Here is a 23,747-nt window from a genome sequence, read left to right on the forward strand (position 1 = left end):
CGGGAGCTTGTGATATCTTTCACGAGCAAGGTCCCTACGACATACAGGCCCGTGGGGTAGCAATCGCTCGCTTGACAACTCAGATCTGGAGCACCGATGCAGGCCAACGACGTGCGCGTCCTCAAGAGCGCCGCGCTGCCCACCCTCGCGGTGGGAGCCGTCGCCGTCATCGTGTCCCTGCTGATCGCCGGTGCCAAGGGTGCGATCGGAGCGACCGTCGGCACGCTGCTGGTGCTGGTCTTCTTCAGCATCAGCGTGGTCGCCGTCTCCTTCGCCTCACGCGTCTCCCCGCAGATGATGGCCATCGCGGCCATGGTCAGCTACCTGATCAAGGTCGTGGTCATCATGGTGATGTTGCGCACCTTCGGTGACACCACCGCCTGGAATCCGCGCGCGTTCGCCTGGGCGGTCGTCGTCGGAACCATCGTGTGGACCGGCTTCGAGATCCGGGCCTTCGTCAAGACGAAAATGCTCTATGTCGACCCCGACACCCACATTCCCGGACAGGGCAAAGCGTGAAGTTGGGTAAAGTGACGGGGTCCGATATGACTAGTCCTTCGACCAACTGCTATCGTCAGGCGCGCGATGAGCGAAGAGAAACGCCGACCGGAAGACGACGGCAGCGACTTCGCCAACGCCGCGTGGTCGATTCCCAGCTACCTGCTCGCCGGGATGGCGATCTACGGCGGCGCGGGCTGGTTGCTGGACCGCTGGCTCGACACGTCCGCGTTCTTCCCCATAGGCGTCGTCCTGGGGACGATACTCGCCGCCTATCTGGTCTATCGGAAGTACGGCCGCTAGCTCCATCCGCAGGTCGCTCCGCTGAGGAAATCACTGTGATCAACTACCACGTTGAAGGGAACGCCGCGTGAGTGCGCTGACGGTCCTCGCCGCTGACGACCCTGGGCAGTTCCAGGCTCCGACTCCGGCGGAGCTCTTCGAACTTCCCCCGATCATCCCGGGCGTCGACTGGCTGACCAAGCCGGTTCTGCTCGCGGTGCTCAGCTCGATCGTCGTGATCGGTTTCATGTGGTCGGCCTTCGCGAAGCCGCAGATCGTCCCCAGAGGTGTCCAGAACGTCGCCGAGATCGGCTACACGTTCGTGCGAGACCAGGTCGCCCGCCCGTTCCTGGGTAAGGACGCCGACCGCTGGATGGGCCTGCTGCTCAGCATCTTCTTCCTGGTGTGGGTCTGGAACGTGGTGGGCGTGGTCCCGCTGCTTCAGTTCCCCGTTCCCTCGCACATCGCCTTCCCGATCGTGCTGGCCCTCACGGTCTACATCATCAAGCTCTACCTCGGCTTCAAGCACCAGGGCTTCTTCGGCTACTTCAAGAACATGATGTTCCCTCCGGGACTGCCGAAGTTCATCTACGTCCTGCTTGCCCCGATCGAGTTCCTCTCGAACATGATCATCGCGCCGTTCACGCACGCCGTGCGACTCTTCGCGAACATGTTCGCCGGCCACATGCTCATCGCGTTCTTCAGCATGGTCGGCTTCTGGTTCCTGTTCGAGCACCTGACCCCGCTCGGTGCCCCCATCGGCGTGGCCGGTGTCGTGATGACGATCATCATGACCGGCTTCGAGCTGTTCATCATGTTCCTGCAGGCATTCCTCTTCGCGATGCTGGCCGCCATGTACATCGGCAACAGCCTGCACGCGGAGCACTAAGAACCGCCACGGAATTGTCCAGACCGGTGAACACCGCTCACCGGCCGTCCAGTAAAGGAAAACAGCAATGAGCGTTCTCGCTGAGGTCTCCGGCAACGTCACCGCCATCGGTTACGGTCTCGCCGCCATCGGCCCCGGCATCGGCGTCGGCATCATCTTCGGTCAGGGCGTGCAGGCCATCGCGCGCCAGCCCGAGGCCTACGGCCTGATCCGCCAGAACATGCTCCTCGGATTCGTCCTCACCGAGGCCCTCGCCCTCATCGGTCTGGTCGCTCCGTTCATCTTCCAGACCATCAAGTAACCAGAAGAACCCCTGACGAAAGGCTGCACCCATGATTACAGCAGCTTCGCTCCTCGCTCAGGAAGGAGCGGCGAACCCGCTCATTCCCCACGCGTACGAGCTGGTCGTCGGCATCTTCGCGTTCTTCGTCGTCCTCGTCGTCGTCGGTAAGATCCTCACCCCGCGCATCCAGAAGACTCTGGCCGAGCGTACCGACGCCATCGAGGGCGGCATCAAGAGGGCGGAGGACGCCCAGGCCGAGGCGCAGGCTCTGGCGAAGCAGTACCGCGACCAGTTGGCGGAGGCTCGTCACGAGGCCGCGAGGCTGCGTGAGGAGGCTCGCGAGCAGGGCGCCCAGATCAAGGCCGAGCTCCGCGAGGAGGCGCAGGCCGAGGCCCGCCGTCTCGTGGAGGCGGCCCACGCGCAGATCGAGGCCGACCGCCAGCAGGCGTTCGCCCAGTTGCGCACCGAGATCGGTCGGCTGTCGACCGATCTGGCCGCGCGCATCGTCGGCGAGTCCCTTGAGGACGAGGTCCGCCAGCGGCGCACGGTCGACCGGTTCCTCGACGAGCTGGAGAGCTCCTCGGCGCAGGCGGTGCGCTGATGAGAGGTCTGAGCCGGAGCTCGCTCGCCGAAGTCGAGGAGCGCTTCAACGCGGTCGCGGCGTCGGCGGACTTCGCCCGCCTCGCCGACGACCTCACCGCGGTCGCGGACCTGCTCGACCGTGAACACGGCCTGCGCAGGAACATGTCCGACCCGGCGCGGCCCGCGGCTCAGAAGACGCAGATCGCTCGCGCGCTGCTCGAGGGCAAGGTCAGTGAAGCCGCTCTCGAGACGGTGGCCGCCGCGGTCGAGGCCAAGTGGTCACGCCCCCGTGACCTGGCCGACGCGCTCGAGCGTTTCAGCGTCGTCGCCTCGGCGGCGCAGGCTGAGGCGGACGGCCGCCTCGACGACGTCGAGGACGAGCTCTTCCGCTTCGGCCGCATCGTCGCGGCGAACCCCGACCTGCGGCGCACGCTGTCGGACCCCGCCGCACCCGCGGAGGGCAAGCGGCAGCTTCTGGCCTCGCTGCTCGAGGGCAAAGTCACCCCTTCCAGCCTGCGGCTCATCACGCAGCTGGCAGTGCACCCCAGAGGACGTAGCCTGGAGAGGGGCCTGGAGGAGTACTCCACCCTCGTCGCCGCACAGCGCCAGCGCCTCGTCGCGGTGGTGCGCAGCGCTGTCGTGCTCTCCGACGAGCAGAAGCAGCGTCTGGGTGCGTGGCTGCGCACCTCGTATGGCCGTGACGTTCACCTGAACGTCGAGGTGGATCCGCGAGTGCTCGGTGGTTTCTCGGTTCGCATCGGCGACGAGGTCATCGACACCACCATCGCGGGACGAATCGAAGAAGTCCGCCGCCGGTTGGCCGGCTAGGCGAATAGGGAGACAGAGTAGAGATGGCGGAGCTTACGATCCGGCCGGACGAGATCCGGGACGCGCTTGAGCGCTTCGTCCAGGCGTACGAACCGGAAGGCGCCGCGCGCGAGGAGATCGGGACCGTCGTCGACTGTGGCGACGGCATCGCCCATGTCTCCGGCCTTCCCTCGGCGATGGCGAACGAACTGCTCGAGTTCGAGGACGGCACGCGTGGCCTGGCACTGAACCTCGACACCCGGGAAATCGGTGTCGTTATCCTGGGCGACTTCAGCAAGATCGAGGAAGGCCAGACGGTCCGCAGGACGGGCGAGGTCCTGTCCGTGCCCGTCGGCGACAACTTCCTCGGCCGCGTGGTCGACCCTCTGGGCGTACCGCTGGACGGCAAGGGCGCCATCGAGTCCGAGGGCCTGCGCGCCCTCGAACTGCAGGCCCCCTCGGTCGTCCAGCGTCAGCCGGTGAAGGAGCCCCTCGCCACCGGCCTGAAGGCGATCGACGCCATGACCGCGATCGGCCGGGGTCAGCGTCAGCTGATCATCGGTGACCGCGGCACCGGCAAGACCGCGATCGCCGTGGACACGATCCTCAACCAGCGCGACAACTGGCTGTCGGGTGACCCGGCGAAGCAGGTGCGCTGCGTCTACGTCGCGATCGGCCAGAAGGGCTCGACGATCGCGCAGGTCAAGGGCCGCCTGGAGGAGGCGGGCGCGATGGAGTACACCACCATCGTCGCCGCTCCGGCCTCCGACGCCGCGGGCTTCAAGTACCTCGCCCCGTACACCGGTTCGGCCATCGGCCAGCACTGGATGTACCAGGGCAAGCACGTGCTCATCGTCTTCGACGACCTGACCAAGCAGGCCGACGCCTACCGCGCCGTGTCCCTGCTGCTGCGTCGCCCGCCGGGCCGTGAGGCCTTCCCCGGCGACGTCTTCTACCTCCACTCCCGGCTGCTGGAGCGCTGCGCCAAGCTCTCTGACGACCTGGGCGCGGGCTCGATGACCGGTCTGCCGATCATCGAGACCAAGGGCAACGACGTCTCGGCGTTCATCCCGACCAACGTCATCTCCATCACCGACGGCCAGGTCTTCCTGGAGACCGACCTGTTCAACGCCGGTGTCCGCCCCGCCATCAACGTCGGTATCTCGGTCTCCCGAGTCGGTGGCTCGGCGCAGACCAAGGCGATGAGGAAGGTCGCGGGCACGCTCCGTCTGGCCCTGTCGCAGTACCGTGACCTGGAGGCCTTCGCCTCCTTCGCCTCCGACCTGGACGCCGCCTCCAAGGCCCAGCTGGAGCGCGGTCTGCGTCTGGTGGAGCTGCTCAAGCAGCCGCAGTACAGCCCGTTCTCGCTGGAGCGCGAAGTCGTCTCGGTGTGGGCCGGCACCACCGGCGAGCTGGACGAGGTCCCGGTCGAGGACATCCGCCGTTTCGAGAGCGAGTTCCTCGACTACGTGCAGAGTTCCCACAAGGGGATCAACGACAGCATCCGCGAGACGAAGGAACTGGCCGACGACACGGTCACCGCGCTCAAGGACGCCATCACGGAGTTCAAGAAGGGCTTCACCACCTCCAGCGGTGAGCTGCTCGTCAACGAGGAGCCGGTCGCTCCGCTGGAAGCGGGCGAGGTCGGCCAGGAGAAGATCCGCAAGGTCGTCCGCCCGGCGGAGAAGAAGTAGCGATGGGAGCCCAGCTTCGGCTGCTGCGGCGCCGGATCAAGTCGGTCAAGTCGACCGCCAAGATCACGCGCGCTCAGGAGCTCATCGCATCCTCGCGGATCGCGAAGGCGCAGCAGAGGATGACGGCGGCCGTGCCGTACGAGCGTGAGATCACTCGCGCTGTCACGGGCGTCGTCACCAACTCCTCCAGCGTCGAGCATCCCCTGACGGTCGCCAAGGAGCAGCCCGCCAGCGCGGGCGTGCTGATCGTGACCAGCGACAGCGGCTTCTGCGGTGGCTACAACGCCAACGTGCTGCGTGAGGCGGCGGCTCTTCGGAGTCTGCTCGAAGCGCGCGGCCTGCGCGTCGTGCCGTTCGTCACCGGTCGCAAGGGCGTCGGCTGGCACACCTTCCGTGGCCGGGAGATGGGCGGGCAGTGGGTCGGATTCTCCAGGAAGCCGTCCTACGCCAACGCCAAGGAGATCGCCGACGCGCTGATCGGGGCCTTCAAGGACGACAACGGGATCGACGAGATCCACATCGTGTCGACCGAGTTCGTCTCGATGCTGACGCAGGAGGTCGCGGTCAAGCGGGTGCTGCCGCTGGAGGTCGAGGAGACCGAGCCGGCCGCGTCCGAGACGATCCCGCCGTACTTCGAGTTCGAGCCCACTGCCGGCGACGTTCTCGACTCGCTGCTGCCCCGCTATGTGGAGTCGCGCATCTTCAGCGCGCTGCTCCAGGCGGCGGCATCGGAGGAGGCGTCGCGCCGCCGGGCCATGAAGTCGGCGACCGACAACGCCAACGAGCTGATCCGTGTGTTCACCATGCAGATGAACCAGGCTCGCCAGGCCGAGATCACCCAGGAAATCAGCGAGATCGTCGGTGGCGCCAACGCGCTGGCTGACGCCGCAGCGGGGAAAGAGTGAAATGACTGCAGAGACTGTTGAGACCGTCGCGGCGGGCGCCGGCGTCGGCCGCGTGGCGCGCGTCACCGGTCCCGTCGTCGACGTGGAGTTTCCCGTCGAGGCGATGCCCGAGATCTACAACGCGCTGAACGTCGAGGTCACCCTCGGCGGCGAGACCAAGAAGCTGACCCTGGAGGTCGCCCAGCACCTGGGTGACAACCTGGTCCGCGCCATCTCCATGCAGCCCACCGACGGCCTGGTCCGCGGCGCGGCGGTGTCCGACTCGGGTCAGCCGATCTCGGTGCCGGTCGGCGACATCGTCAAGGGCCACGTGTGGAACGCGCTCGGCGAGTCGCTCGACGTGCCGACCGCCTCCCTCAACGTGACGGAGAAGTGGGGCATCCACCGTCCGTCCCCGGCCTTCGACCAGCTCGAGTCGCGTACCGAGATGCTGCCCACCGGCATCAAGGTCATCGACCTGCTCACCCCGTACGTGAAGGGTGGCAAGATCGGTCTGTTCGGTGGCGCCGGTGTCGGCAAGACCGTACTGATCCAGGAGATGATCCGCCGAGTCGCGCTGAAGTTCTCCGGAACCTCGTGCTTCGCCGGCGTCGGTGAGCGTACCCGTGAGGGCAACGACCTCTGGCTGGAGATGGAGGAGGCCGGCGTTCTCAAGGACACCGCTCTCGTCTTCGGCCAGATGGACGAGCCGCCGGGCACCCGTCTGCGCGTCGCGCTGTCCGCGCTGACCATGGCGGAGTACTTCCGCGACGTGCAGAAGCAGGACGTGCTGCTGTTCATCGACAACATCTTCCGGTTCACCCAGGCCGGTTCCGAGGTCTCCACCCTCCTCGGCCGTATGCCGTCCGCCGTGGGTTACCAGCCCACGCTGGCCGACGAGATGGGTGTGCTCCAGGAGCGCATCACCTCGACGCGTGGCCACTCGATCACCTCCATGCAGGCGATCTACGTGCCCGCGGACGACATCACCGACCCGGCCCCGCACAACGCCTTCGCGCACCTCGACGCGCAGACCGTGCTCTCCCGGCCGATCTCGGAGAAGGGCATCTACCCCGCGGTGGACCCGCTCGACTCCAGCTCCCGCATCCTCGACCCGCAGATCGTGGGCGAGGAGCACTACCGGGTGGCCCAGGAGACCAAGCGGATCCTGCAGAAGTACCGCGAGCTCCAGGACATCATCGCGATTCTCGGTATCGACGAGCTGTCCGAAGAGGACAAGGTCACGGTCAACCGGGCCCGCCGCATCGAGCGCTTCCTGTCGCACCCGATGTACGCCGCCGAGGCGTTCACCGGTCAGCCGGGTGAGTTCGTGCCGCTGGACGAGACGATCGCCTCCTTCAAGGGCCTGTGTGAAGGTGAGTACGACCACCTTCCCGAGCAGGCGTTCTTCATGGTCGGCGGGATCGAGCAGGCCGTGGCCAAGGCCAAGTCCCTCGCCAAGTAATCGCCTCTCGTGCCGGTACGGCTGAGCCGTACCGGCACTTGATCGGAAAGGAACCTACATCAGTGGCGAAGCTACGCGTAGGGGTCGTCTCGCCGGAGCGTGAGATCTGGTCGGGCGAAGCCGACATGGTGATTGCCAAGACGGTGGACGGCGAGATCGGTATTATGCCGCAACACGCACCGGTTCTCGGCGTGCTCGTCGAGGGCGGAGTGCTGCGCGTGAAGCGGGACGGCGAGGGCGATCTCGTCGCCGCGGTCCACGGTGGTTTCATCTCCGTGGCCGACGACGAGGTCTCCGTGCTCGCCGAGGTCGCCGAGCTCGGTTCCGAGGTCGACGTCGCGGCGGCTCGGGACGCTCTCGAGCGGGCGCAGGCGTCCATCGAGGCCAACCAGGAGGACGCCGACGCCGCCGTCAAGGCCAAGCGTGCGAAGGCCCGGCTGCACGCGGCCGGTGAAGACGTCTGATCTTTTACAACAGGTGGGGGCGGCGATGGCGGCAACGCTGACGGTTCTGGCAGGCGTGCTGCTCTTCGCGGCCCTCATCGTTCTTCGCGGGTTCACCTTGGCACGCTCCCGAGGGAGCGTGCCGTGCCGGCTTCAGGTGGGAAATCACGGCTGGCGCAGCGGAGTAGCCCGGTACGCCGACGGGGAGCTTCACTGGATCCCGCTCATAGGTGTGCTGCTCAGGCCGCGCCACGCGATCGCGAGGCGCGGCCTGACCGTTTCGGCCCGCCGCCCGGTCGAGGGCGGCCTGTGGGCGATCGACTGCGCCGGCGTGTCGCTGGCGATGAGCGAGGACGCGCTGACCGGCTTCCTGGCGTGGCTGGAGTCCGCCCCGCCCGGCGCCTACCTCGACGTGGCCTGACCGTGGCCTGATCAGCGGGTGGCGCCCGGCTTCCACAGGATCTCCTGGCCGGCGTGCGCCACGCGGCACAGGATGAACAGCAGGTCCGAGAGCCGGTTGAGGTACTTCGCGGTCAGCGGGTTCACATCGTCGTGGGCGGCCAGCGCCGACCAGGCCGTGCGCTCGGCGCGGCGGACCGTCACCCGGGCCACGTGCAGCTGCGCCGTCGCCGGGTCGCCGCCCGGCAGGATGAAGCTGCGCAGCGGCTTCAGCTCCTCGTTGAAGCGGTCGCACTGCGACTCCAGCCAGGCCACATAGGACGGCTCGACCCGCAGCGGCGGCCATTCGGGCTGCTCGACGACCGGCGTGGCCAGGTCGGCGCCCAGGTCGAACAGCTCGTTCTGGACGCGTCCCAGCACTTCGGTGATCTCGGGGGAGAGCGTGCCGTACGCGAGCGCGACGCCGAGGTGCGCGTTGGCCTCCTCCACATCGGCGTAGGCGGCCAGCCTGGGGTCGGTCTTGGTGGTGCGGCTCAGGTCGCTGAGCGCGGTCGTGCCGTCGTCCCCGGTACGGGTGTAGATCTTGGAGAGGACGACCGGCTTGTCCTTGTCTGCGCGCGTCATGGGTTCAGCGTAATGACAAATGTCATCGAGGACCGCCGCGAGATCCACAGCGGGCCGGTGATATCGGCGACTACGGCGAAAGCTCGCATTCCGTGACGATTGACCCATGACGACAGAGCAGTTGGTGGCGGACGCCGGGACCGGTCTGGACGGTGCGATCAGGGTGGCGGAACTGCGCCAGAACTACGGCGCGTTCGAGGCGGTGCGCGGGATCTCCTTCGAGGTGCGCAGCGGCGAACTGTTCGCCCTCCTGGGCACGAACGGCGCGGGCAAGACCACCACGATGGAGGTCCTGGAGGGCTACGCCCGGCCCGCCGGCGGCAGCGTGGAGGTGCTCGGCCTCGACCCGGTCCGGGACCGCAGGGCGCTGCGCCCGCGGATCGGCATCATGCTGCAGGAGGCCGGATTCCTCGGCGACCTGACCGTCGCCGAGACGGTGGCGATGGGGCTCGGGCTGGTCGCCGACACCGGCAGGACGCCCATGGACGGCGACCCGCTGGCCGCCGTCGGGCTCACAGGCAAGGCCAGGACCAGGGTGCGGCAGCTGTCCGGCGGGGAGAAGCGGCGGCTGGACCTGGCGCTGGCCATCCTGTCCCGCCCCGAGGTGCTCTTCCTGGACGAGCCGACCACCGGCATGGACCCCGCGGCCCGGCAGGCCACCTGGAAGGTGATCGGGGACCTGCGCGAGCGCGGCACCACGGTGCTGCTCACCACGCACTACCTGGAGGAGGCCGAGCGGCTGGCCGACCGGCTGGCGATCATGCACGGCGGGCTGATCCACACCTACGGGACGGTGGAGGAGGTGGTCGCCACGACCGGGGACCAGATCTCGTTCCGCCTGCCGTACAGCGTGGAGGACCTGCCGGTCGTCGGCGGCGCGGCGCCCGTCGTGCGGTACGCCGAGGGCCGTACCGAGGCCGCCTATACCGTGTACGGCGGGACCGAGCGCTCCCACGCCGCACTGCGGCCCCTGCTGAGCTGGGCGGACCGGCACGAGCTGACCCTTGAACGGCTAGAGGTGCGACCCGGCACCCTTGAGGACGTCTTCCTGCGCGTGGTCGAGGAGAGCAAGTGATGCGTACCGATGTCCTGCACGCCTGGCGGCTGGCCAGGGTCGACCTGAAGCTGCTCGGCCGCAACACCACGGCCCTGTTCACGGTCATGCTGATGCCGCTGCTCTTCGCCTGGCTCTACACCAGCGCGGTGGACGGGGAGATGGCGGGCCTGCCCGCGCGGACGTTCGTACTGACCGGCCTGCCCGGGATGATGCTGGCCTTCGCGGTCTTCATCAACCTGGTGAACTCTTTCACCGCCCGCCGCGAGGAGCTGGTGCTCAAGCGGCTGCGCGGCGGGCAGAGCTCGGCGGTGGCGATCTTCGGCGGTCCCGGCCTGGCCTCGCTGATCGTCTATCTGTTCCAGGTGGCGCTGGTGGTGGTCTGGCTCAGGGGGGACGACGGCGCGATGCCGGCCAACCTGCCCATGATGCTCCTCGCCGCGGTGCTCGGCACCGCGGTCTTCGCGCTGCTCGCGGCGGCCTTCTCCGGGCTCACCCCGAACGCCGAGATGGCGCAGATCCTGGTGCTGCCCGTGCTGATCGTCGCCGTCGTCCTGGCGCCGCTGATGACGACGCTCGACATGATGCCGGAGCCGATGCGGGTGATCGCCACGTTCATGCCGGTCACCGCCGTGGCCGAGATGATGCGGACCGGCTACACCGGGATGGACCTGTTCGGCGCCCCCGGCGGACCGATCGGGATGGCCGAGCAGTGGCTGCAGGCCCTGCCGTCCCTCGGCGTGCTGGCCGTGTGGGTGGTGATCGCCGCGGTGCTTGCCAGGTGGCTGTTCCGATGGGATCCCCGGCGCGGCTAACGTGTGGCCATAATGCGGACAAAGAGCACCCAATACGACAAGATTCGGCGGGCCACCATCTGGTCCCTCGGGATCGGGCTGGCGGTGGCCTGGCTGGGGCCGTTCATCGCCCTGGCCGAGCCCGGTGGGACCGCGCCGTTCGCCATCGTGGCGGGTTGCTCGGGGCTCGTCGTCTTCTCGTGGCTGTTCGTCAGGGTGGTCAACCGGGTGGTCGTCGGGCTGCCCGCGCGCCGCGAGATCGTCGCCGCGGGCGCGGTGGCGGTCCTCACCCTTCTGCTCACCTCGTGGAGGCTGCCCCAGCAGGCCGCGGTGATCGGGTGGCCGCTCATCCTGGCGGTCTGGGCGGGCGTGGCGGCGCTGGTCCAGACCCGGCTCCAGGTGGTCGTCACCGGGGTGGTCACAGTCTTGGTCATGGTGTCGGTGACGGGCGCCTGGGACGGCCGCGTGTACTACTACGCGTTCGTGACCGTCACCCTGACCTGGGCCAACCGCTTCCAGATATGGTTCTGGCAGGTGGTGAGGGCCGCGCACGAGGGCAAGGAGGCGCAGGCCAAGCTGGCGGTGACCGAGGAGCGGCTGCGCTTCTCCCGGGACCTGCACGACACCGTGGGGCACAGCCTGTCCGCGATCGCCGTCAAGAGCGAGCTGGCCGCCAGGCTGGCCGAGGTGGACGCGTCCGGGGCGGCCGAGGAGATGGCCGAGGTGCGCCGGCTGGCCAGGGAGTCGCTGCGCGAGATCCGCGCGGTCGTGCACGGCTACCGAGCCGTCGACCTGCAGGCCGAGTTGCGCAGCGTGACCGCGGTCCTGGAGGCGGCGGGCATCGTCTGCACGCTGGAGCGGGACGGCGTCGAGCTGCCCGACGAGGTGGGCACGCTGCTGGCCTGGGTGGTGCGCGAGAGCACCACGAACGTGCTGCGGCACAGCACCGCCACCCGCTGCCGGATCGTGTTGCGGGCCGAGGGGACCGAGGTCGCGCTGGAGGTCACCAACAACGGGGGCGGCGCCCCCGGCAGCCTGCCGGGCAGCGGCCTGGCGGGCATGACCGAGCGGGTGAGCGCACTGGGCGGTGTGCTGACCGCCGGACCCGGCCGGCAGGGAGAGTTCAGGCTGCGGGCCGTGCTGCCGCTGACACCGTACAAGAGGAGCTGACGCATGATCCGAGTGCTGCTCGCCGACGACGAACACCTCGTCAGGCAGGCACTGGCCACCCTGCTCGGCCTGGAGGCCGACATCGAGGTGGTCGCCCAGGTGGGCAGGGGCGACCAGGTCGCGGGCGCGGCCGAGGCGCACGGTCCCGACGTCCTCGTCCTGGACATCGAGATGCCGGGGCTGGACGGGCTCAGCGTCGCCGAGTCGCTGCCGGGGCGGGCGATGGTCATGCTGACCAGCTTCGGCCGCCCCGGATACCTGCGCAGGGCGCTGGCGGCGGGGGTGCGGGGCTTCATCCCCAAGGACGCCTCGGCCAGCGAGCTGGCCGCAGCCGTGCGGAAGGTGCACGCGGGCGGGCGCTATCTCGACGCTGAGATGGCCGCCTCGGCCATGATGGCGGGGGAGAGCCCGCTGACTGAGCGTGAGCGTCACGCGCTGGCTCTGGCCGCCTCAGGGGCGTCCGTGGGGGAGATCTCGGCCGCCCTGCACCTGACCGAGGGCACGGTGCGCAACTATCTGTCCAGCGCGATCACCAAACTCGGGGCGAGCAACCGGATTACCGCAATTCAGACGGCGAGGGACATGGGATGGCTGTGAGCGGGTAGCCGTACTGACAGAAGGTGTCGGAGTTCCCTCCGGAGGGCACTCTGTGACAGGGTATGGCTACGTTGTGTGATCACAGGGCAACGTGACCTGAGGAGGTGGCATGCGCGTCCAGGGGAAGCCTGGGGCACAGGTGATAGGCGTCGGGACGAGGCTCGATGTGGGCACTGTGGCAGGTGTGCGTCCGCGGCTCCACGAAGCGGTCGACGCCGGTGACGGTGACCTGGTGGTCGACCTGTCCGAGCTGGAGATGATCGACGCGACCGGCCTCGGGGTGCTCGTGGGCACGCATCGGCGCGCGCTGAGCGCGCAGCGCCGCCTCGTTCTGCGGGGCGTGCCGCCGCGGATCATGCGGGTGCTGGCGGTGACTCGGCTGAATCGAGTGCTGCACGTGGAGGTGCCCGCGGCCGCGGTGGCCTGACACGGTGGGCCGGCGCTGACGGGAGTGTGCCGGTGTCCCGTGATATTCGGAGGGCAGGACGCGAACAGCCGCGACCTGCCCTCGGCTCGTCGAGGCCCGCCTCAGGGAACGGTTGTGAACGACCGGTTGAAGATGTGTACGGCCGCCGCCACGAGCTCATCCACCGGTGGCTGCTCCTCGGCCAGGACCCATTCGATGAGCAGCTCCTGCAGTGCTCCTATCACGCCGAGCGCGACCAGCCGTCTGCTCACCGGGGTGGGGGCCGGATAGTCGGCCCAGGCCGCTTCGACGAGCTGGGCGAAGGCCGCTATGGCCCGTTGTCTCGCCAGAGTGAGGACGTCCCCCGAACGGCGTACCTCCAGATGCATGATGCGCGCTCTGCGCCAGTCCGCGGTGGCGAACGCAACATATGCGCTTATTCCTGCATTGATGCGATCGTTGAGTGACCCTGGCGCGTCATGTAACGCTTTGGCAACCGCCGCGAGGGTTTCCTCGACGCACCTCTCGTGCAATGCCCGAAGTAGTTCCTCTCTGCCGCCGAAGCATTCGTAGAAGGCGCGGTTCGAGATCCGTGCCTCGGTACACAGCCTTTCGATGGTCGTGGCGGCGAAACCTGGTTTTGCGTAGAGCGTGTATGCGGCTGACATCAGCCGCTCCCGCCTGTCCGCCAGTCTTTGCTCAGCTGTCATTCCCCGGTAAGACCGGTTCACATTCACCCGTCCAGCATGATCGTGGCCCCCAGAGCACACAATTATGGACGGGTGATCCCAATGAGGAAAGAGTGTTGACATTGGCGCTTACGTCGCCCGTGCAAGAACGTGACAAACCTGATCAGCCGCTCAAGTTCACCGGGTCGGGAGGACAGCGCTAGAACAGTGTGGGATTCTCCGGCTCGATGCCCCGCAGGGCCGCGTAGTCCAGTGTCACGCAGTCGATGCCGCGGTCCGCGGCCAGCACCCGGGCCTGCGGCTTGATCTCCTGAGCGGCGAAGATGCCGCGCACGGGCGACAGCAGCGGATCGCGGTTGAGCAGCTCCAGATAGCGGGTGAGCTGCTCCACGCCGTCGATCTCGCCCCGCCGCTTGATCTCCACCGCCACCGTGGCGCCCTTGGCGTCGCGACACAGGATGTCGACCGGGCCGATGGCCGTCATGTACTCCCGCCTGACCAGGGTCCAGCCCTCGCCCAGCGTGCTGATGTGCTCGGCCAGCAGCTCCTGCAGGTGCGCCTCGACGCCGTCCTTGATCAGGCCGGGGTCGACGCCCAGCTCGTGTGAGGTGTCGTGCATGACCTCGTCCATCGTCAGGACGAGCTTCTCGCCGGTCTTGCCGTGGGTGACGGTCCAGGTGGCGCCGTCCTCCTTCAGCTTGCACGGCGGGTTCATCCAGTTGAGCGGCTTGAACGCGCGGTCGTCGGCGTGGATGGACACGCTGCCGTCCGCCTTGATGAGAATGAGCCTCGGGGCCATCGGCAGGTGAGCCGTCAGCCGCCCCATGTAATCCACGCTGCAACGAGCGATGACCAGCCGCATGACGGCCAACCCTACCGGCTCTGGAAAACTGGGGGGCATGGCGTGCGAAATGGTGGGAGTGGTCGGGCTCGGCACGATGGGGGCCGGGATAGCCGAGGTGTTCGCCCGGGCCGGGCTGCGGGTCGTCGGCGTGGAGGCCGACGAGAAGGCGCTGGAACGCGGGCGCGGTCACCTGCGGGTCTCCACGGACAGAGCGCTGTCCAAGGGCAGGCTCACCGCCGAAGGGCAGCGGGAGATCCTCGACCGGATCACGCTGACCACCTCGCGCGCCGAGCTGGCCGAGGCCGACCTCGTGGTGGAGGCGATCCCCGAGGTCATGGCGTACAAGAGCGAGCTGTTCGCCGACCTGGACCGGCTCTGCAAGCCGTCGGCGATCCTCGCCACCAACACCTCCTCGTTGCCGGTCACCGCGATCGCCGCCGCCACCGGGCGGCCGGACCGGGTGATCGGCATGCACTTCTTCAACCCGGCGCCGGTGATGAAGCTGGTCGAGGTCGTGCACACCGTGCTGACCGGCGACGGCGTCGCCGCCGAGGTGGCCGGGCTGGCCAGGCGTCTGGGCAAGACGCCGGTGAGCGTGGGGGACCGGGCCGGGTTCGTGGTCAACCGGCTGCTGCTGCCGTACCTGAACCATGCCGCCGTGCTGCTGGAGCAGGGGATGGCCACCCGGGACGGCATCGACACCGCGATGCGGCGGGGGGCCGGGCTGCCGATGGGGCCGTTCGCGCTGCTCGACCTGATCGGGCTGGACACCTCCTACGAGGTCATGGAGGTGCTCTTCGCCGAGTCGCGCGACCGGCGGCACGCGCCCGCGCCGCTGCTGCGCGAGCTGGTCTCGGCGGGCCTGCTCGGCCGCAAGAGCGGCAAGGGCTTCTACGACCACGCCCAGGAGTCCCCGGTGAGCCCGGAGACCAGGTCGGCGATCTCGACCGTGCGCGTCATCGGCCCCGACGCGGACGCGCTCACCGAGCGGCTGTCGGCCGCCGGGTTCAAGCAGGTCTCCGGCGCCGACGTGGTCCTGCAGGCGGGCGGGCGGCCGGACGTACGGCTGGCGCCGCCCGGACGGCTCGTCGGCGTCCGCGTGGTCGGCGACACGGTCGCCGAGGTCGCCGCCACGGTGCTGACCTCGCCTGGGGCCGCGCTGTGCGCCGCCGACCTGATGAAGATCGTCGGGCTGGCGCCGGTGCCGTGCAAGGACCGGGCGGGCGGGGTGACCGGCGCGCTGCTGTACGCCCACCTCAACGACGCCGTCCGGATGTACGACTCGGGCTACGCCTCGATCGACGACATCGACACCGCCATGAAGCTGGGCTGCGGATACCCGGCGGGGCCGTTCGAGCTGCTGGAGTCGATCGGCCTGGCCAAGGTGCGCGACGAGCTGAACGCGATCTACACCGAGTACCGTGAGCAGGCCTTCGCCCCCGCCCCGCTGCTCGACGAGCTGGTCACCGCCGGCCTGGACGCCTTCCCCCGGCCATGAGCCCGCGCCGAGCCCGCCGCAAGGAGTCCACCCGCCCGATCGCCTTCCCCAGCTCCACCGACAGGGTTGAGACGTGGCCGGACGGGGAGTGGAAGGTCCGCATGCTCAACGGCGCCTCCTCCGACAAGGGCTACCGGTGTCCCGGCTGCGACCAGGAGATCAGGCCAGGCCAGCCGCACATCGTGAGCTGGCCGCACTGGAACGGCGGCGACCAGGAGCGGCGACACTGGCATACGGCGTGCTGGCGCAAGAGGCTGGACCGGGGCCCCGGTCGCAGCCGTTACTGAAAGGGACCCCTCATGGAGATCCGCGCGGCCACCGTGCTCCCCGCCCGCCGGGAGCCGATCGAGTTGCACACCGCCGACGGGCTGACCCTGGTCGGCGAGCTGGCGCTGCCCGAGGACCGGCCGCCGGTGGCCACCCTGGTGACCCTGCACCCGCTGCCCACCCACGGCGGTTTCATGGACAGCCACCTGTACAAGAAGGCCGCCAACCGGCTGCCCGCCCTGGCCGACGTGGCCGTGCTGCGTTTCAACACCCGCGGCACCGGCTCCGACCGCGGCACCTCGGAGGGGGCCTTCGACTCCGGCGAGGGCGAGCGCTTCGACGTGGCCGCCGCGCTGGAGTACGCCGAGTTCCACGACCTGCCGCAGGTCTGGGTGGTCGGCTGGTCGTTCGGCACCGAGCTGGCGCTGAAATGGGCGACCGACCCGCTGGTGACCGGCGCGATCCTGCTGTCCCCGCCGCTGCACCGGGCCGGTGACGCCGACCTCGACGCCTGGGCGCGCTTCGGCCGGCCGCTGGTGGCCATGGTGCCGGAGTTCGACGACTACCTGCGGCCCGAGGAGGCGCGCAAGCGGTTCGCCCGGGTGCCGCAGGCCGAGGTGATCGGCGTGGACGGGGCCAAGCACCTGTGGGTCGGCGAGCCGTACGTGCGGATCGTCTTCGACGAGATCGTCAGGCGGGTGAATCCCGCGGCCTATCCGCTGCCCACCCAGATCTGACAGAATCATGTTCGGTCGATCTGAGGAGCAGCCGTGGGCGCGTTCGATCTGTCAGGCAGGAAGGCCCTGGTCACCGGGGCGTCCCGAGGCATCGGGCGGGCCATCGCGCTCGCCTACGCCGAGGCCGGCGCCGACGTCGCGCTGGTCTCCCGCTCCGCCGAGACCCTGGCCGAGGTCGCCAAGGAGATCGAGGGGTACGGCAGGCAGGCCGCGATCCTGCCCGCCGACCTGACCGACAGGGACGCCGCCGCCGTCGCCGTACACGACGCCATCCAGGCGCTCGGCCACCTCGACATCGTCGTCAACAACGCGGGCGGCTCCAACTTCCTCGTCGAGTTCAAGGACCTGCGCCTGACCGGCTGGGACAAGCTGATGCGCCTCAACCTCGACTCGGCGGTGTCGGTCTGCCACGCCGCCGCCACCCACCTGCTGGAGCGGGGCGGCGGCTCGGTCATCAACGTCGCCTCCGTCGCCGCGCTCGGCGCCCCCTTCCTGGCCCCGTACGCCGCGGCCAAGGCGGGCCTGGTGGCGCTGACCAAGACGCTGGCCGTCGAGTGGGCCTCGGCCGGGGTGCGGGTCAACGCGCTCTGCCCCGGATGGACCGCCACCGACCTCAACCGCGCCCTGTGGGAGGACGAGACGGCCGGCGCGGCCACCGTCGCCACCGTCCCCATGCGGCGCTGGGGCACGCCCGAGGAGATGGCGCACCCCGCGGTCTTCCTCGCCGCCGAGGCGTCGGCGTACATGACCGGCCAGGTGCTGTTCATCGACGGCGGCGCGACCGCGATCTGAGAACCGGACGCACCTTAGGCCCCATAACGACCTAGGCCGTACGGTGATTGTCGCCGGGAACCGGGCTACCGTGTGGTCGTGCAGCTCTACACGAGATCAGCCGGTAGCGGTGTCCCGGTCGTCCTGCTCCACGCCTTCCCCCTGTCCTCGGCGATGTGGCTGGCCCAACGCGAGGGGCTGGCCCACTCCTGCCGGGTCATCACCCCCGACCTGCGCGGATTCGGCGGGACCCGCCTCGGCGAGGACGCCCCCTCGATCGACGCCATGGCCGACGACGTCGCCGGGCTGCTCGACGAGGAGGGCATCGAGCGGGCGGTCGTCGGCGGGCAGTCGATGGGCGGCTACGTGACCATGGCGTTCTGCCGCCGCCACCCCGACCGGGTGCTCGGCGTCATCCTGGCCGACACCAAGGCGGGCGCCGACAGCCCGCAGGCGAAGGCCAACCGGGAGCGCGTCGCCGAGGCCGTGCTCGCCGACGGGACCGGCGTCCTGGTCGAGGAGGTGCTGCCGACGCTGATCGGCGCCACCACCAAGGAGCGCAGGGCGATGGTCTTCGGCCGGATCAGGGGCCTGGTGCAGGCGGCTCCGCCCGGCGCGGTCGCGTGGGCGCAGCGGGCCATGGCCGGGCGGCCCGACTCCTTCGACACGCTGCGGGCGCTCAAGGTGCCCGTGCTCGTCGTGGTGGGGGCGGAGGACGAGCTCGCGCCGCCGGCCGAGGCCGAGGCGATGGCGCGGGCCGTACCCGAGGGGCGGCTGGCGGTGATTCCCGAGGCGGGGCATCTGAGCGCGGTGGAGCAGCCGGAGGCGTTCAACGCGGCGGTGGCCGCGTTCATCAGTTCTGAGCTTGGCGAGGAAGCACGACCTCGCGGATGATCAGCGCGATGGCGGCGGCGACCGGGATGGCCAGCAGCGCGCCGACGATGCCCAGCAGCGCGCCGCCGAACAGCGCCGCGATCACCGTGACGGCCGGGGCCACGTCCACCGAGCGCTTCATGACGCGCGGGTAGATGAGGTAGTTCTCCACCTGCTGGTAGATGACGAAGAAGACGGCGCACACCAGGCCGAGCGGCACCGACTGCAGCAGCGCCACCCCCGTCACCAGGGCCGCCCCGATCGTCGCGCCGACCAGCGGGATCAGGTCGGTGACCGCGACCACCAGGGCCAGCGCCAGGGCGTAGCGCACCCCGGCGACGGACAGGAACGCCCAGGTGAGCGCGCCCGCGATGACCGAGATCAGCACATTGCCGGCGACGTAGCCGCCGATGCCGTCCAGGATCTCCTCGCTGATCGCCTTCGTCCTGGTCCGCCGGGAACTGGGCACCAGCTTGAGGAGGTACTCCTTGATCGTGTGCAGTGAGCCGAGGAAGTACAGCGTCAGCACCAGCAGCGTGACCCCGGTGAAGACGGACTCCAGCACCACCAGGCCCGCACCGAGCACCCCGCCCGCCAGCGAGGCCGCCATGCCGCCGGTGACGAACTCGGCGAGCTTGGGCAGAAGCTGGTAGTCGGCGTCGAGCTGGCGCAGCGTCGGGTTGGCGGCGAGCTGGTCGATGTAGCCCGGGATGGCCTTGATGAAGTCGGCCGACTCCTGGCTGACCGGTGGCACGATCGCGAACCCGAACAGCACGAACATGAAGATCACGCCGGCGAACACGATCGAGATCGCCCAGCGCCTGGCCAGGCCGCGCCGCTGCAGCGCCTCGACGGCCGGGTTGAGGCCCACGGCCAGGAACATGGCCACCACGACCTGGACGATCACGCCGAGGGAGAGCGTCAGCAGGTGCGCGATACCGATCGCGGTCAGCACGCCCAGCCCGCCCACCAGGCCGAACAGGAAGGGCCCCCGAGCGAGCGGCTTCCCCGGCAGGCCGTACGGCAACGCCTGCGGGCCCGGGGGATCGGCGGGCCGGTCGTCGTCCGGCGCGGTCTCGGCGGAGCGGTCGCGGTGGGCGGGATCGTCGACTTCGGCGGTCACGTGCGCTCCTTGATCGTCGGGGGGTGAAGACCGACCAGTCTGACATGCGGGCCTGAGGCGGTGCCCGGGAGTCCGCCCGTGCCGCGCCCAGGGCGGCCCGTGGCGTACCGGAGGGCAAAAGGAAAGCCTGGCGACCCGTGAGGTCGCCAGGCTCGCCCAGCCGTCTTTCAGCCCCCGGAAACGGTCGTTACTCCTGCCACCACTCCGCGTCGTCCTCCGAGCGGGCCTCCGACTTCGTCGTGGTCGCCGCCGGGGCCGCCGGAGCGGGCTTGTCGGCGCCGTTGGAGGTCGAGGCCGCGATGGCCGGCTTCGGCGGCGCGGCGGTCACCGCGGGCTCCGGCTCCATGCCGGGCAGCGGGGCGCCACCGAGCAGCTGGCGCAGCTGCGCGAGGTGGCTGGTGATGCTGTCGCGCTGACGGGTCAGGTCGTCGACGTGCTTCTGCATCTGCGTGCGGGTGCGCTCGGCCTCGGCCTTGGCCTCGCTGACGATCGACTCGGCGCTGGACTTGGCCTCGGCCACCACCTGGTCGGCGTTCTTGCGGGCGTTGGCGACCAGCTGCTTGGCGTGGGTGTCGGCCTCGCGGCGGGTCTGGTCGGCCTGCTGGGTGGCCTTGGTGGCGCGCTGCTCGGCGGTCGCGGCGCGCTGCTCGGCCTCGGCGACCAGCTTCTGCGTCGCGGCCTGCGCGGTGGCGTGGCGCTCCGCCTCCTGGCGCTCGGCCTCCTCGCGGCGGGAGGCGAGCTGGATCTCGAACTCGGCCTCGTCCTGGGCGCGCTTGGCCTCGGACTCCTCCAGCACCCGCTGGGCCTGGGCGCGCATCTCGTCGGCCTGGCGCTTGGCGGTGGTGAGGACCTCGTCACGCTCGCGCTTGGTCGAGGCGCGCAGCTGGGCGACCTCACGCTCGGTGGTGGTACGCAGCTTGGCGATCTCGCGCTCGGCGTCCGCGCGCTTCTCGGCGACCTCGTGATCGGCGGTGGCACGCAGCTTGGCGGCCTCACGCTCGGTCGTGTTGGTCAGCTCGTCGGCCTCGCGGCGGGCGGTCGAGCGGATCTCCTCGGCCTCGCGCTCGGCGGTGCCGCGCATGTCGTCGGCCTCGCGGGTGGCCAGGGCGCGCTTCTCGGCGGCCTCGTTCTCGGCGTGCGCCCGCAGGTCCGCGGCCTCGACCTTGGCGGCGGCCTTGATCTCGTTGGCCTCGGACCTGGCGGCCTGGACGAGCTCGGTGGCCTGCTCCTCGGCGAGGCGCAGGAGCTGCTCGATCCGGGCGCCGAGACCGGAGTAGGTGGGCCGCTCCTGCTCCTGGAGCTGGCGCTGGGAGTCGGACAGGTCCCTCTGCAGGGCGGTGACCTGTTCGCGTGACTGGCGTAGCTCGCCGTCGATCTGCTTCAGGTGGTCGTGGACCTGGTGGCGGTCGTATCCACGGAGCACCACGTCGAATTCCCGCGCTGGGGCGTCCTCGAAGAAGTTGTTGAGTTGGGCGTCGATGTCGGACTGCATGGAGGCTCGATCCTGGGTTGTCGAGACGGCTACATCGGCCGGACGGGGGGTTCGGACATCCGATCCGGGAGCCCGTGCCTCACGGCGGGCTCCACGTCCGGTGGAAAGCCAGCGTACTCCGCCGATGCCGGGTTGGAGGCCCCGTCCGGCTTTCTGCGTGACTAGTTACATATGAAGCTTTTTTGCGTTCACGGGCGTTGAGCAGCCTCGACCAGCTCCGTCAGCATTCCTGCCACGTCTTTGGGGTGCAGAAAGGCTATGGACGATCCCATCGAGCCGTGCCGGGGCTTCTCGTCGAGCAATCTGACGCCCTTGGCGCCGATCGCCGACATGGCTCCGGCCACGTCCGGCACGCCGAACGCGACATGGTGCACACCCTCGCCGCGCTTGGCCAAGAACTTCCCAACGGGGGAGTCGCCCGACAACGGCTCCAGCAGCTGGATGTAGGAGCCACCGCCCTCGCCGTCGGCGATGTGCAGCATGGCCTCCTTGACCCCCTGTTCCTCGTTCACCTCGCGGGCGACCACGGTCAGGTCGAACAGGTCGGAGAAGAGCGCGATCTTCTCCTCCAGGTCGTGACAGGCGATTCCGATGTGGTCGATTCTCATGAACATGTGTGGTCTACCTCCATAGCGGCCATCCGCCTACTCATGGGTATCGTGGCAAACGACCCCGTGTTCCTGCCAGGGAGGCCCCTGCCATGTCTGGTTCCGTCATCGTCGCCGGAGCTCGTACCCCGATCGGGCGGCTGCTCGGCGCGCTGTCCGGTCTGACCGCCGTCGAGCTGGGCGGCATCGCGATCAAGTCCGCGCTGGAGCGCGCGGGCGTGGCTCCCGACCAGGTCGAGTACGTCATCATGGGCCAGGTGCTGCAAGCCGGCGCGGGCCAGATCCCGTCCCGGCAGGCCGCCGTGAAGGCGGGCATCCCGATGACCGTGCCCTCGGTGACCATCAACAAGGTGTGCCTGTCCGGCCTCGACGCCATCGCCATGGCCGACCAGCTCATCCGGGCCGGCGAGTTCGACATCGTGGTGGCCGGCGGCATGGAGTCGATGACCAACGCCCCGCACCTGCTGCCGGGCCTGCGCAAGGGCGTGAAGTACGGCGGCTCGCAGGTCGTCGACTCGATGGCGCACGACGGCCTGTTCTGCGCCTTCGACCAGTGCGCGATGGGCGAGTCCACCGAGCGCCACAACACCCGCCTGGGCATCGACCGCGCCCCTCAGGACGAGTTCGCCGCCAGGTCCCACCAGCTCGCCGCGGCCGCCATCAAGAACGGCGTGTTCGAGGACGAGATCGTCCCGGTGTCGATCCCGCAGCGCAAGGGCGAGCCCGTGGTGGTCAAGGACGACGAGGGCGTGCGCGCCGACACCACCGCGGAGGCGCTGGCCCGGCTGCGGCCCGCCTTCGCCGCCGACGGCACGATCACCGCCGGGTCGGCCTCGCAGATCTCCGACGGCGCCTGCGCGGTCGTGGTGATGTCCCGCGCCAAGGCCGAGGAGCTGGGCCTGCCCTGGCTGGCCGAGATCGGCAGGCACGGCAACGTGGCCGGGCCGGACGCCTCACTGCAGTCCCAGCCCGCCAACGCCATCAAGCACGCCCTGGGCAAGCAGGGGCTGACCGTCGACGACCTGGACGTGGTCGAGATCAACGAGGCGTTCGCCAGCGTGGCGCTGCAGTCGGCCAAGGAGCTCGGCCTGCCGCAGGAGAAGGTGAACCCGAACGGCGGCGCCATCGCCCTCGGCCACCCCATCGGCGCCTCCGGCGCCCGCCTGGTGCTCACGCTGGCGCACGAGCTCAGGCGCAGGGGCGGCGGTGTGGGCGCGGCGGCCCTGTGCGGCGGAGGCGGTCAGGGGGACGCCCTCATTCTCACGGTTCCCCGGTGAACTTGATCGTCACCTTGGTGAAGCCGAGCGACTTCATCAGGCCTTCGAGCATCTGCCTGGTGTTGGCGTCGGCGCGGGCGCGCAGGTCGCTGTTCAGCGCGGCCTCCGCGATCTTCTTCTCCGCCAGCACGTAGAGGTCCTGCTGGCCGCTGGGGGAGGAGGACAGGAAGTCCTGGACCCTGTCGAGCAGGCCGCGCTGCTGGGCGAAGACGTACGAACGCTTGTTGTCCAGGTTCGTCTTCTCCAGTTGCGCGCGCGGCAGCCGTACGGTCACCTCGGTGCGGTCGGCGGAGACCGTCACCGCGTCCTTGCCCAGCGCGCCGAGGTCCACGTAGGCGTCGACGTTGCCGGCGCCGACGAAGAGGGTGCGGGTGCCCTTGATGCCGTCGGGCAGGAACGGGGCGTCCTTCTCCAGGTCCACGACGACCTGGTAGTTGCCCGTCGCGGCCTCGAAGCGGCTGAGGTCGTGGATGGACTGCAGCAGCACCGGCTGGCTGCGGTCGATCGCCCGCTCGTCGAAGGGGGTCAGCCAGCTCCAGGCCAGGCGGCCGCCCACGACGAGCAGGACGGCCAGGACGAGCAGTCCGGCGAGATATCGCCACCACCGGCGGCGGCGCCGCACGGCCGTGGCGGCGGGCGCCTCGGGGGGTGTCACGGCTTCGCGTTTCATGGGGCTGTCACTACCCATAACTACATG

General features: G+C 69.4%; 29 protein-coding genes. 22 read left to right on the forward strand and 7 right to left on the reverse strand.

The genetic code is table 11. From position 1 onward, the window contains the following. The first annotated feature begins 96 nt into the window (after positions 1-96). From ABZ911_RS23400 to ABZ911_RS23450, 11 genes are all read left to right on the forward strand, one after another. Positions 97-519 (forward strand): hypothetical protein, encoded by a 423-nt coding sequence (locus ABZ911_RS23400; RefSeq protein ID WP_358059422.1) that lies wholly within the window; start codon positions 97-99, stop codon positions 517-519. Positions 520-585: 66 nt separating this feature from the next. Continuing rightward, positions 586-801: an AtpZ/AtpI family protein gene (locus tag ABZ911_RS23405; RefSeq protein ID WP_358059425.1), complete on the forward strand. Its 216-nt coding sequence runs from the start codon at positions 586-588 to the stop codon at positions 799-801. A gap of 67 nt (positions 802-868) precedes the next feature. Further along, positions 869-1,669 carry a F0F1 ATP synthase subunit A gene (gene atpB, locus ABZ911_RS23410; RefSeq protein WP_358059428.1) on the forward strand — a complete coding sequence of 267 codons (801 nt, stop codon included), beginning with the start codon at positions 869-871 and terminating at the stop codon, positions 1,667-1,669. Positions 1,670-1,736: 67 nt separating this feature from the next. Continuing rightward, positions 1,737-1,970, forward strand: a complete 234-nt coding sequence (gene atpE, locus ABZ911_RS23415) for an ATP synthase F0 subunit C (protein ID WP_358059431.1) — start codon at positions 1,737-1,739, stop codon at positions 1,968-1,970. Positions 1,971-2,001: 31 nt separating this feature from the next. Then, the gene (locus ABZ911_RS23420) at positions 2,002-2,553 is read left to right on the forward strand and encodes a F0F1 ATP synthase subunit B (RefSeq protein ID WP_358059434.1); all 552 of its coding nucleotides are present in this window, start codon (positions 2,002-2,004) and stop codon (positions 2,551-2,553) included. Then, a complete protein-coding gene (locus ABZ911_RS23425; RefSeq protein WP_358059437.1) occupies positions 2,553-3,362 on the forward strand; it encodes a F0F1 ATP synthase subunit delta in 810 nt (269 codons plus the stop codon). The genes ABZ911_RS23420 and ABZ911_RS23425 overlap by 1 nt, the downstream gene beginning before the upstream one ends. A 23-nt stretch (positions 3,363-3,385) precedes the next feature. Continuing rightward, on the forward strand, positions 3,386-5,035 hold the full coding sequence (gene atpA / locus ABZ911_RS23430) for a F0F1 ATP synthase subunit alpha (RefSeq protein ID WP_358059440.1): 1,650 nt from the start codon (positions 3,386-3,388) through the stop codon (positions 5,033-5,035). 2 nt (positions 5,036-5,037) lie between these two features. Then, the gene (locus tag ABZ911_RS23435; RefSeq protein WP_358059443.1) at positions 5,038-5,940 is read left to right on the forward strand and encodes a F0F1 ATP synthase subunit gamma; all 903 of its coding nucleotides are present in this window, start codon (positions 5,038-5,040) and stop codon (positions 5,938-5,940) included. Position 5,941: 1 nt separating this feature from the next. After that, complete coding sequence (gene atpD, locus ABZ911_RS23440; protein ID WP_358059446.1) at positions 5,942-7,384, forward strand: F0F1 ATP synthase subunit beta; 1,443 nt, start codon at positions 5,942-5,944, stop codon at positions 7,382-7,384. Positions 7,385-7,446: 62 nt separating this feature from the next. Beyond that, the gene (locus ABZ911_RS23445; protein WP_358059449.1) at positions 7,447-7,848 is read left to right on the forward strand and encodes a F0F1 ATP synthase subunit epsilon; all 402 of its coding nucleotides are present in this window, start codon (positions 7,447-7,449) and stop codon (positions 7,846-7,848) included. Between the two features lie 25 nt (positions 7,849-7,873). Then, a complete protein-coding gene (locus ABZ911_RS23450) occupies positions 7,874-8,248 on the forward strand; it encodes a DUF2550 domain-containing protein (protein ID WP_358059452.1) in 375 nt (124 codons plus the stop codon). Between the two features lie 11 nt (positions 8,249-8,259). On the opposite strand, the gene ABZ911_RS23455 is transcribed toward ABZ911_RS23450, so the two are convergent. After that, entirely contained in the window at positions 8,260-8,850 is a 591-nt protein-coding gene (locus tag ABZ911_RS23455; RefSeq protein WP_358059455.1) for a cob(I)yrinic acid a,c-diamide adenosyltransferase, read from the reverse strand. Positions 8,851-8,956: 106 nt separating this feature from the next. Between ABZ911_RS23455 and ABZ911_RS23460 the strand changes: the two genes are divergently transcribed. The 5 genes from ABZ911_RS23460 (at position 8,957) to ABZ911_RS23480 (ending at position 12,892) form a co-directional block, all read left to right on the forward strand. Beyond that, complete coding sequence (locus ABZ911_RS23460) at positions 8,957-9,925, forward strand: ABC transporter ATP-binding protein (protein WP_358059458.1); 969 nt, start codon at positions 8,957-8,959, stop codon at positions 9,923-9,925. Next, entirely contained in the window at positions 9,925-10,719 is a 795-nt protein-coding gene (locus tag ABZ911_RS23465) for an ABC transporter permease (RefSeq protein WP_358059461.1), read from the forward strand. The genes ABZ911_RS23460 and ABZ911_RS23465 overlap by 1 nt, the downstream gene beginning before the upstream one ends. A 12-nt stretch (positions 10,720-10,731) precedes the next feature. Further along, positions 10,732-11,868 carry a sensor histidine kinase gene (locus ABZ911_RS23470; protein WP_358059464.1) on the forward strand — a complete coding sequence of 379 codons (1,137 nt, stop codon included), beginning with the start codon at positions 10,732-10,734 and terminating at the stop codon, positions 11,866-11,868. Between the two features lie 3 nt (positions 11,869-11,871). Further along, on the forward strand, positions 11,872-12,465 hold the full coding sequence (locus ABZ911_RS23475) for a response regulator transcription factor (RefSeq protein WP_358059468.1): 594 nt from the start codon (positions 11,872-11,874) through the stop codon (positions 12,463-12,465). 109 nt (positions 12,466-12,574) lie between these two features. Then, entirely contained in the window at positions 12,575-12,892 is a 318-nt protein-coding gene (locus tag ABZ911_RS23480; RefSeq protein ID WP_358059471.1) for an STAS domain-containing protein, read from the forward strand. A gap of 101 nt (positions 12,893-12,993) precedes the next feature. Here ABZ911_RS23480 and ABZ911_RS23485 read toward each other — a convergent pair whose 3' ends face one another. Further along, entirely contained in the window at positions 12,994-13,539 is a 546-nt protein-coding gene (locus ABZ911_RS23485) for a TetR/AcrR family transcriptional regulator (RefSeq protein WP_358059474.1), read from the reverse strand. A 220-nt stretch (positions 13,540-13,759) separates the two neighbouring features. Then, entirely contained in the window at positions 13,760-14,422 is a 663-nt protein-coding gene (nucS, locus tag ABZ911_RS23490) for an endonuclease NucS (protein WP_358059477.1), read from the reverse strand. 37 nt (positions 14,423-14,459) lie between these two features. Here nucS and ABZ911_RS23495 point away from each other — a divergent pair, with 37 nt between their 5' ends. The 5 genes from ABZ911_RS23495 (at position 14,460) to ABZ911_RS23515 (ending at position 18,571) form a co-directional block, all read left to right on the forward strand. After that, a complete protein-coding gene (locus ABZ911_RS23495; RefSeq protein WP_358059480.1) occupies positions 14,460-15,902 on the forward strand; it encodes a 3-hydroxybutyryl-CoA dehydrogenase in 1,443 nt (480 codons plus the stop codon). After that, positions 15,899-16,189, forward strand: coding sequence for an ATP/GTP-binding protein (locus tag ABZ911_RS23500; protein WP_358059483.1), 291 nt, complete (start codon positions 15,899-15,901; stop codon positions 16,187-16,189). The genes ABZ911_RS23495 and ABZ911_RS23500 overlap by 4 nt, the downstream gene beginning before the upstream one ends. A 12-nt stretch (positions 16,190-16,201) precedes the next feature. Next, entirely contained in the window at positions 16,202-16,906 is a 705-nt protein-coding gene (locus ABZ911_RS23505; protein ID WP_358059486.1) for an alpha/beta fold hydrolase, read from the forward strand. Between the two features lie 33 nt (positions 16,907-16,939). Continuing rightward, positions 16,940-17,698 carry an SDR family NAD(P)-dependent oxidoreductase gene (locus ABZ911_RS23510; protein WP_358059489.1) on the forward strand — a complete coding sequence of 253 codons (759 nt, stop codon included), beginning with the start codon at positions 16,940-16,942 and terminating at the stop codon, positions 17,696-17,698. Positions 17,699-17,776: 78 nt separating this feature from the next. Continuing rightward, positions 17,777-18,571: an alpha/beta fold hydrolase gene (locus ABZ911_RS23515; protein WP_358059492.1), complete on the forward strand. Its 795-nt coding sequence runs from the start codon at positions 17,777-17,779 to the stop codon at positions 18,569-18,571. Here the strand turns inward: ABZ911_RS23515 and ABZ911_RS23520 are convergent. The 3 genes from ABZ911_RS23520 to mce form a co-directional block, all read right to left on the reverse strand. Further along, on the reverse strand, positions 18,531-19,673 hold the full coding sequence (locus ABZ911_RS23520; RefSeq protein ID WP_358059495.1) for an AI-2E family transporter: 1,143 nt from the start codon (positions 19,671-19,673) through the stop codon (positions 18,531-18,533). The two genes, ABZ911_RS23515 and ABZ911_RS23520, sit on opposite strands and share 41 nt — an antisense overlap. 187 nt (positions 19,674-19,860) lie before the next feature. Next, positions 19,861-21,165, reverse strand: coding sequence for a DivIVA domain-containing protein (locus ABZ911_RS23525; RefSeq protein ID WP_358059499.1), 1,305 nt, complete (start codon positions 21,163-21,165; stop codon positions 19,861-19,863). A 188-nt stretch (positions 21,166-21,353) separates the two neighbouring features. Continuing rightward, positions 21,354-21,779, reverse strand: a complete 426-nt coding sequence (gene mce, locus ABZ911_RS23530; protein WP_358059502.1) for a methylmalonyl-CoA epimerase — start codon at positions 21,777-21,779, stop codon at positions 21,354-21,356. Between the two features lie 86 nt (positions 21,780-21,865). Here mce and ABZ911_RS23535 point away from each other — a divergent pair, with 86 nt between their 5' ends. Further along, positions 21,866-23,050 carry an acetyl-CoA C-acetyltransferase gene (locus tag ABZ911_RS23535; RefSeq protein WP_358059505.1) on the forward strand — a complete coding sequence of 395 codons (1,185 nt, stop codon included), beginning with the start codon at positions 21,866-21,868 and terminating at the stop codon, positions 23,048-23,050. Here the strand turns inward: ABZ911_RS23535 and ABZ911_RS23540 are convergent. Further along, positions 23,034-23,720 (reverse strand): DUF4230 domain-containing protein, encoded by a 687-nt coding sequence (locus ABZ911_RS23540; RefSeq protein ID WP_358059507.1) that lies wholly within the window; start codon positions 23,718-23,720, stop codon positions 23,034-23,036. The two genes, ABZ911_RS23535 and ABZ911_RS23540, sit on opposite strands and share 17 nt — an antisense overlap. Between the last annotated feature and the right edge of the window lie 27 nt (positions 23,721-23,747).

The sequence above is a fragment of the Nonomuraea sp. NPDC046570 genome, from assembly GCF_040645915.1.
Classification (GTDB): Bacteria; Actinomycetota; Actinomycetes; order Streptosporangiales; family Streptosporangiaceae; genus Nonomuraea.

What these genes read in the sequence shown, in the direction of transcription:
- ABZ911_RS23400 (WP_358059422.1), top strand. Translation starts at nt 97, where the DNA reads ATGCAGGCCAACGACGTGCGCGTCCTCAAGAGCGCCGCGCTGCCCACC.
- ABZ911_RS23405 (WP_358059425.1), top strand. Translation starts at nt 586, where the DNA reads ATGAGCGAAGAGAAACGCCGACCGGAAGACGACGGCAGCGACTTCGCC.
- atpE (WP_358059431.1), top strand. Translation starts at nt 1,737, where the DNA reads ATGAGCGTTCTCGCTGAGGTCTCCGGCAACGTCACCGCCATCGGTTAC.
- ABZ911_RS23420 (WP_358059434.1), top strand. Translation starts at nt 2,002, where the DNA reads ATGATTACAGCAGCTTCGCTCCTCGCTCAGGAAGGAGCGGCGAACCCG.
- ABZ911_RS23425 (WP_358059437.1), top strand. Translation starts at nt 2,553, where the DNA reads ATGAGAGGTCTGAGCCGGAGCTCGCTCGCCGAAGTCGAGGAGCGCTTC.
- atpA (WP_358059440.1), top strand. Translation starts at nt 3,386, where the DNA reads ATGGCGGAGCTTACGATCCGGCCGGACGAGATCCGGGACGCGCTTGAG.
- ABZ911_RS23435 (WP_358059443.1), top strand. Translation starts at nt 5,038, where the DNA reads ATGGGAGCCCAGCTTCGGCTGCTGCGGCGCCGGATCAAGTCGGTCAAG.
- atpD (WP_358059446.1), top strand. Translation starts at nt 5,942, where the DNA reads ATGACTGCAGAGACTGTTGAGACCGTCGCGGCGGGCGCCGGCGTCGGC.
- ABZ911_RS23450 (WP_358059452.1), top strand. Translation starts at nt 7,874, where the DNA reads ATGGCGGCAACGCTGACGGTTCTGGCAGGCGTGCTGCTCTTCGCGGCC.
- ABZ911_RS23455 (WP_358059455.1), bottom strand. Translation starts at nt 8,850, where the DNA reads ATGACGCGCGCAGACAAGGACAAGCCGGTCGTCCTCTCCAAGATCTAC.
- ABZ911_RS23460 (WP_358059458.1), top strand. Translation starts at nt 8,957, where the DNA reads ATGACGACAGAGCAGTTGGTGGCGGACGCCGGGACCGGTCTGGACGGT.
- ABZ911_RS23465 (WP_358059461.1), top strand. Translation starts at nt 9,925, where the DNA reads ATGCGTACCGATGTCCTGCACGCCTGGCGGCTGGCCAGGGTCGACCTG.
- ABZ911_RS23470 (WP_358059464.1), top strand. Translation starts at nt 10,732, where the DNA reads ATGCGGACAAAGAGCACCCAATACGACAAGATTCGGCGGGCCACCATC.
- ABZ911_RS23475 (WP_358059468.1), top strand. Translation starts at nt 11,872, where the DNA reads ATGATCCGAGTGCTGCTCGCCGACGACGAACACCTCGTCAGGCAGGCA.
- ABZ911_RS23480 (WP_358059471.1), top strand. Translation starts at nt 12,575, where the DNA reads ATGCGCGTCCAGGGGAAGCCTGGGGCACAGGTGATAGGCGTCGGGACG.
- ABZ911_RS23485 (WP_358059474.1), bottom strand. Translation starts at nt 13,539, where the DNA reads ATGTCAGCCGCATACACGCTCTACGCAAAACCAGGTTTCGCCGCCACG.
- nucS (WP_358059477.1), bottom strand. Translation starts at nt 14,422, where the DNA reads ATGCGGCTGGTCATCGCTCGTTGCAGCGTGGATTACATGGGGCGGCTG.
- ABZ911_RS23495 (WP_358059480.1), top strand. Translation starts at nt 14,460, where the DNA reads ATGGCGTGCGAAATGGTGGGAGTGGTCGGGCTCGGCACGATGGGGGCC.
- ABZ911_RS23500 (WP_358059483.1), top strand. Translation starts at nt 15,899, where the DNA reads ATGAGCCCGCGCCGAGCCCGCCGCAAGGAGTCCACCCGCCCGATCGCC.
- ABZ911_RS23505 (WP_358059486.1), top strand. Translation starts at nt 16,202, where the DNA reads ATGGAGATCCGCGCGGCCACCGTGCTCCCCGCCCGCCGGGAGCCGATC.
- ABZ911_RS23525 (WP_358059499.1), bottom strand. Translation starts at nt 21,165, where the DNA reads ATGCAGTCCGACATCGACGCCCAACTCAACAACTTCTTCGAGGACGCC.
- mce (WP_358059502.1), bottom strand. Translation starts at nt 21,779, where the DNA reads ATGTTCATGAGAATCGACCACATCGGAATCGCCTGTCACGACCTGGAG.
- ABZ911_RS23535 (WP_358059505.1), top strand. Translation starts at nt 21,866, where the DNA reads ATGTCTGGTTCCGTCATCGTCGCCGGAGCTCGTACCCCGATCGGGCGG.
- ABZ911_RS23540 (WP_358059507.1), bottom strand. Translation starts at nt 23,720, where the DNA reads ATGAAACGCGAAGCCGTGACACCCCCCGAGGCGCCCGCCGCCACGGCC.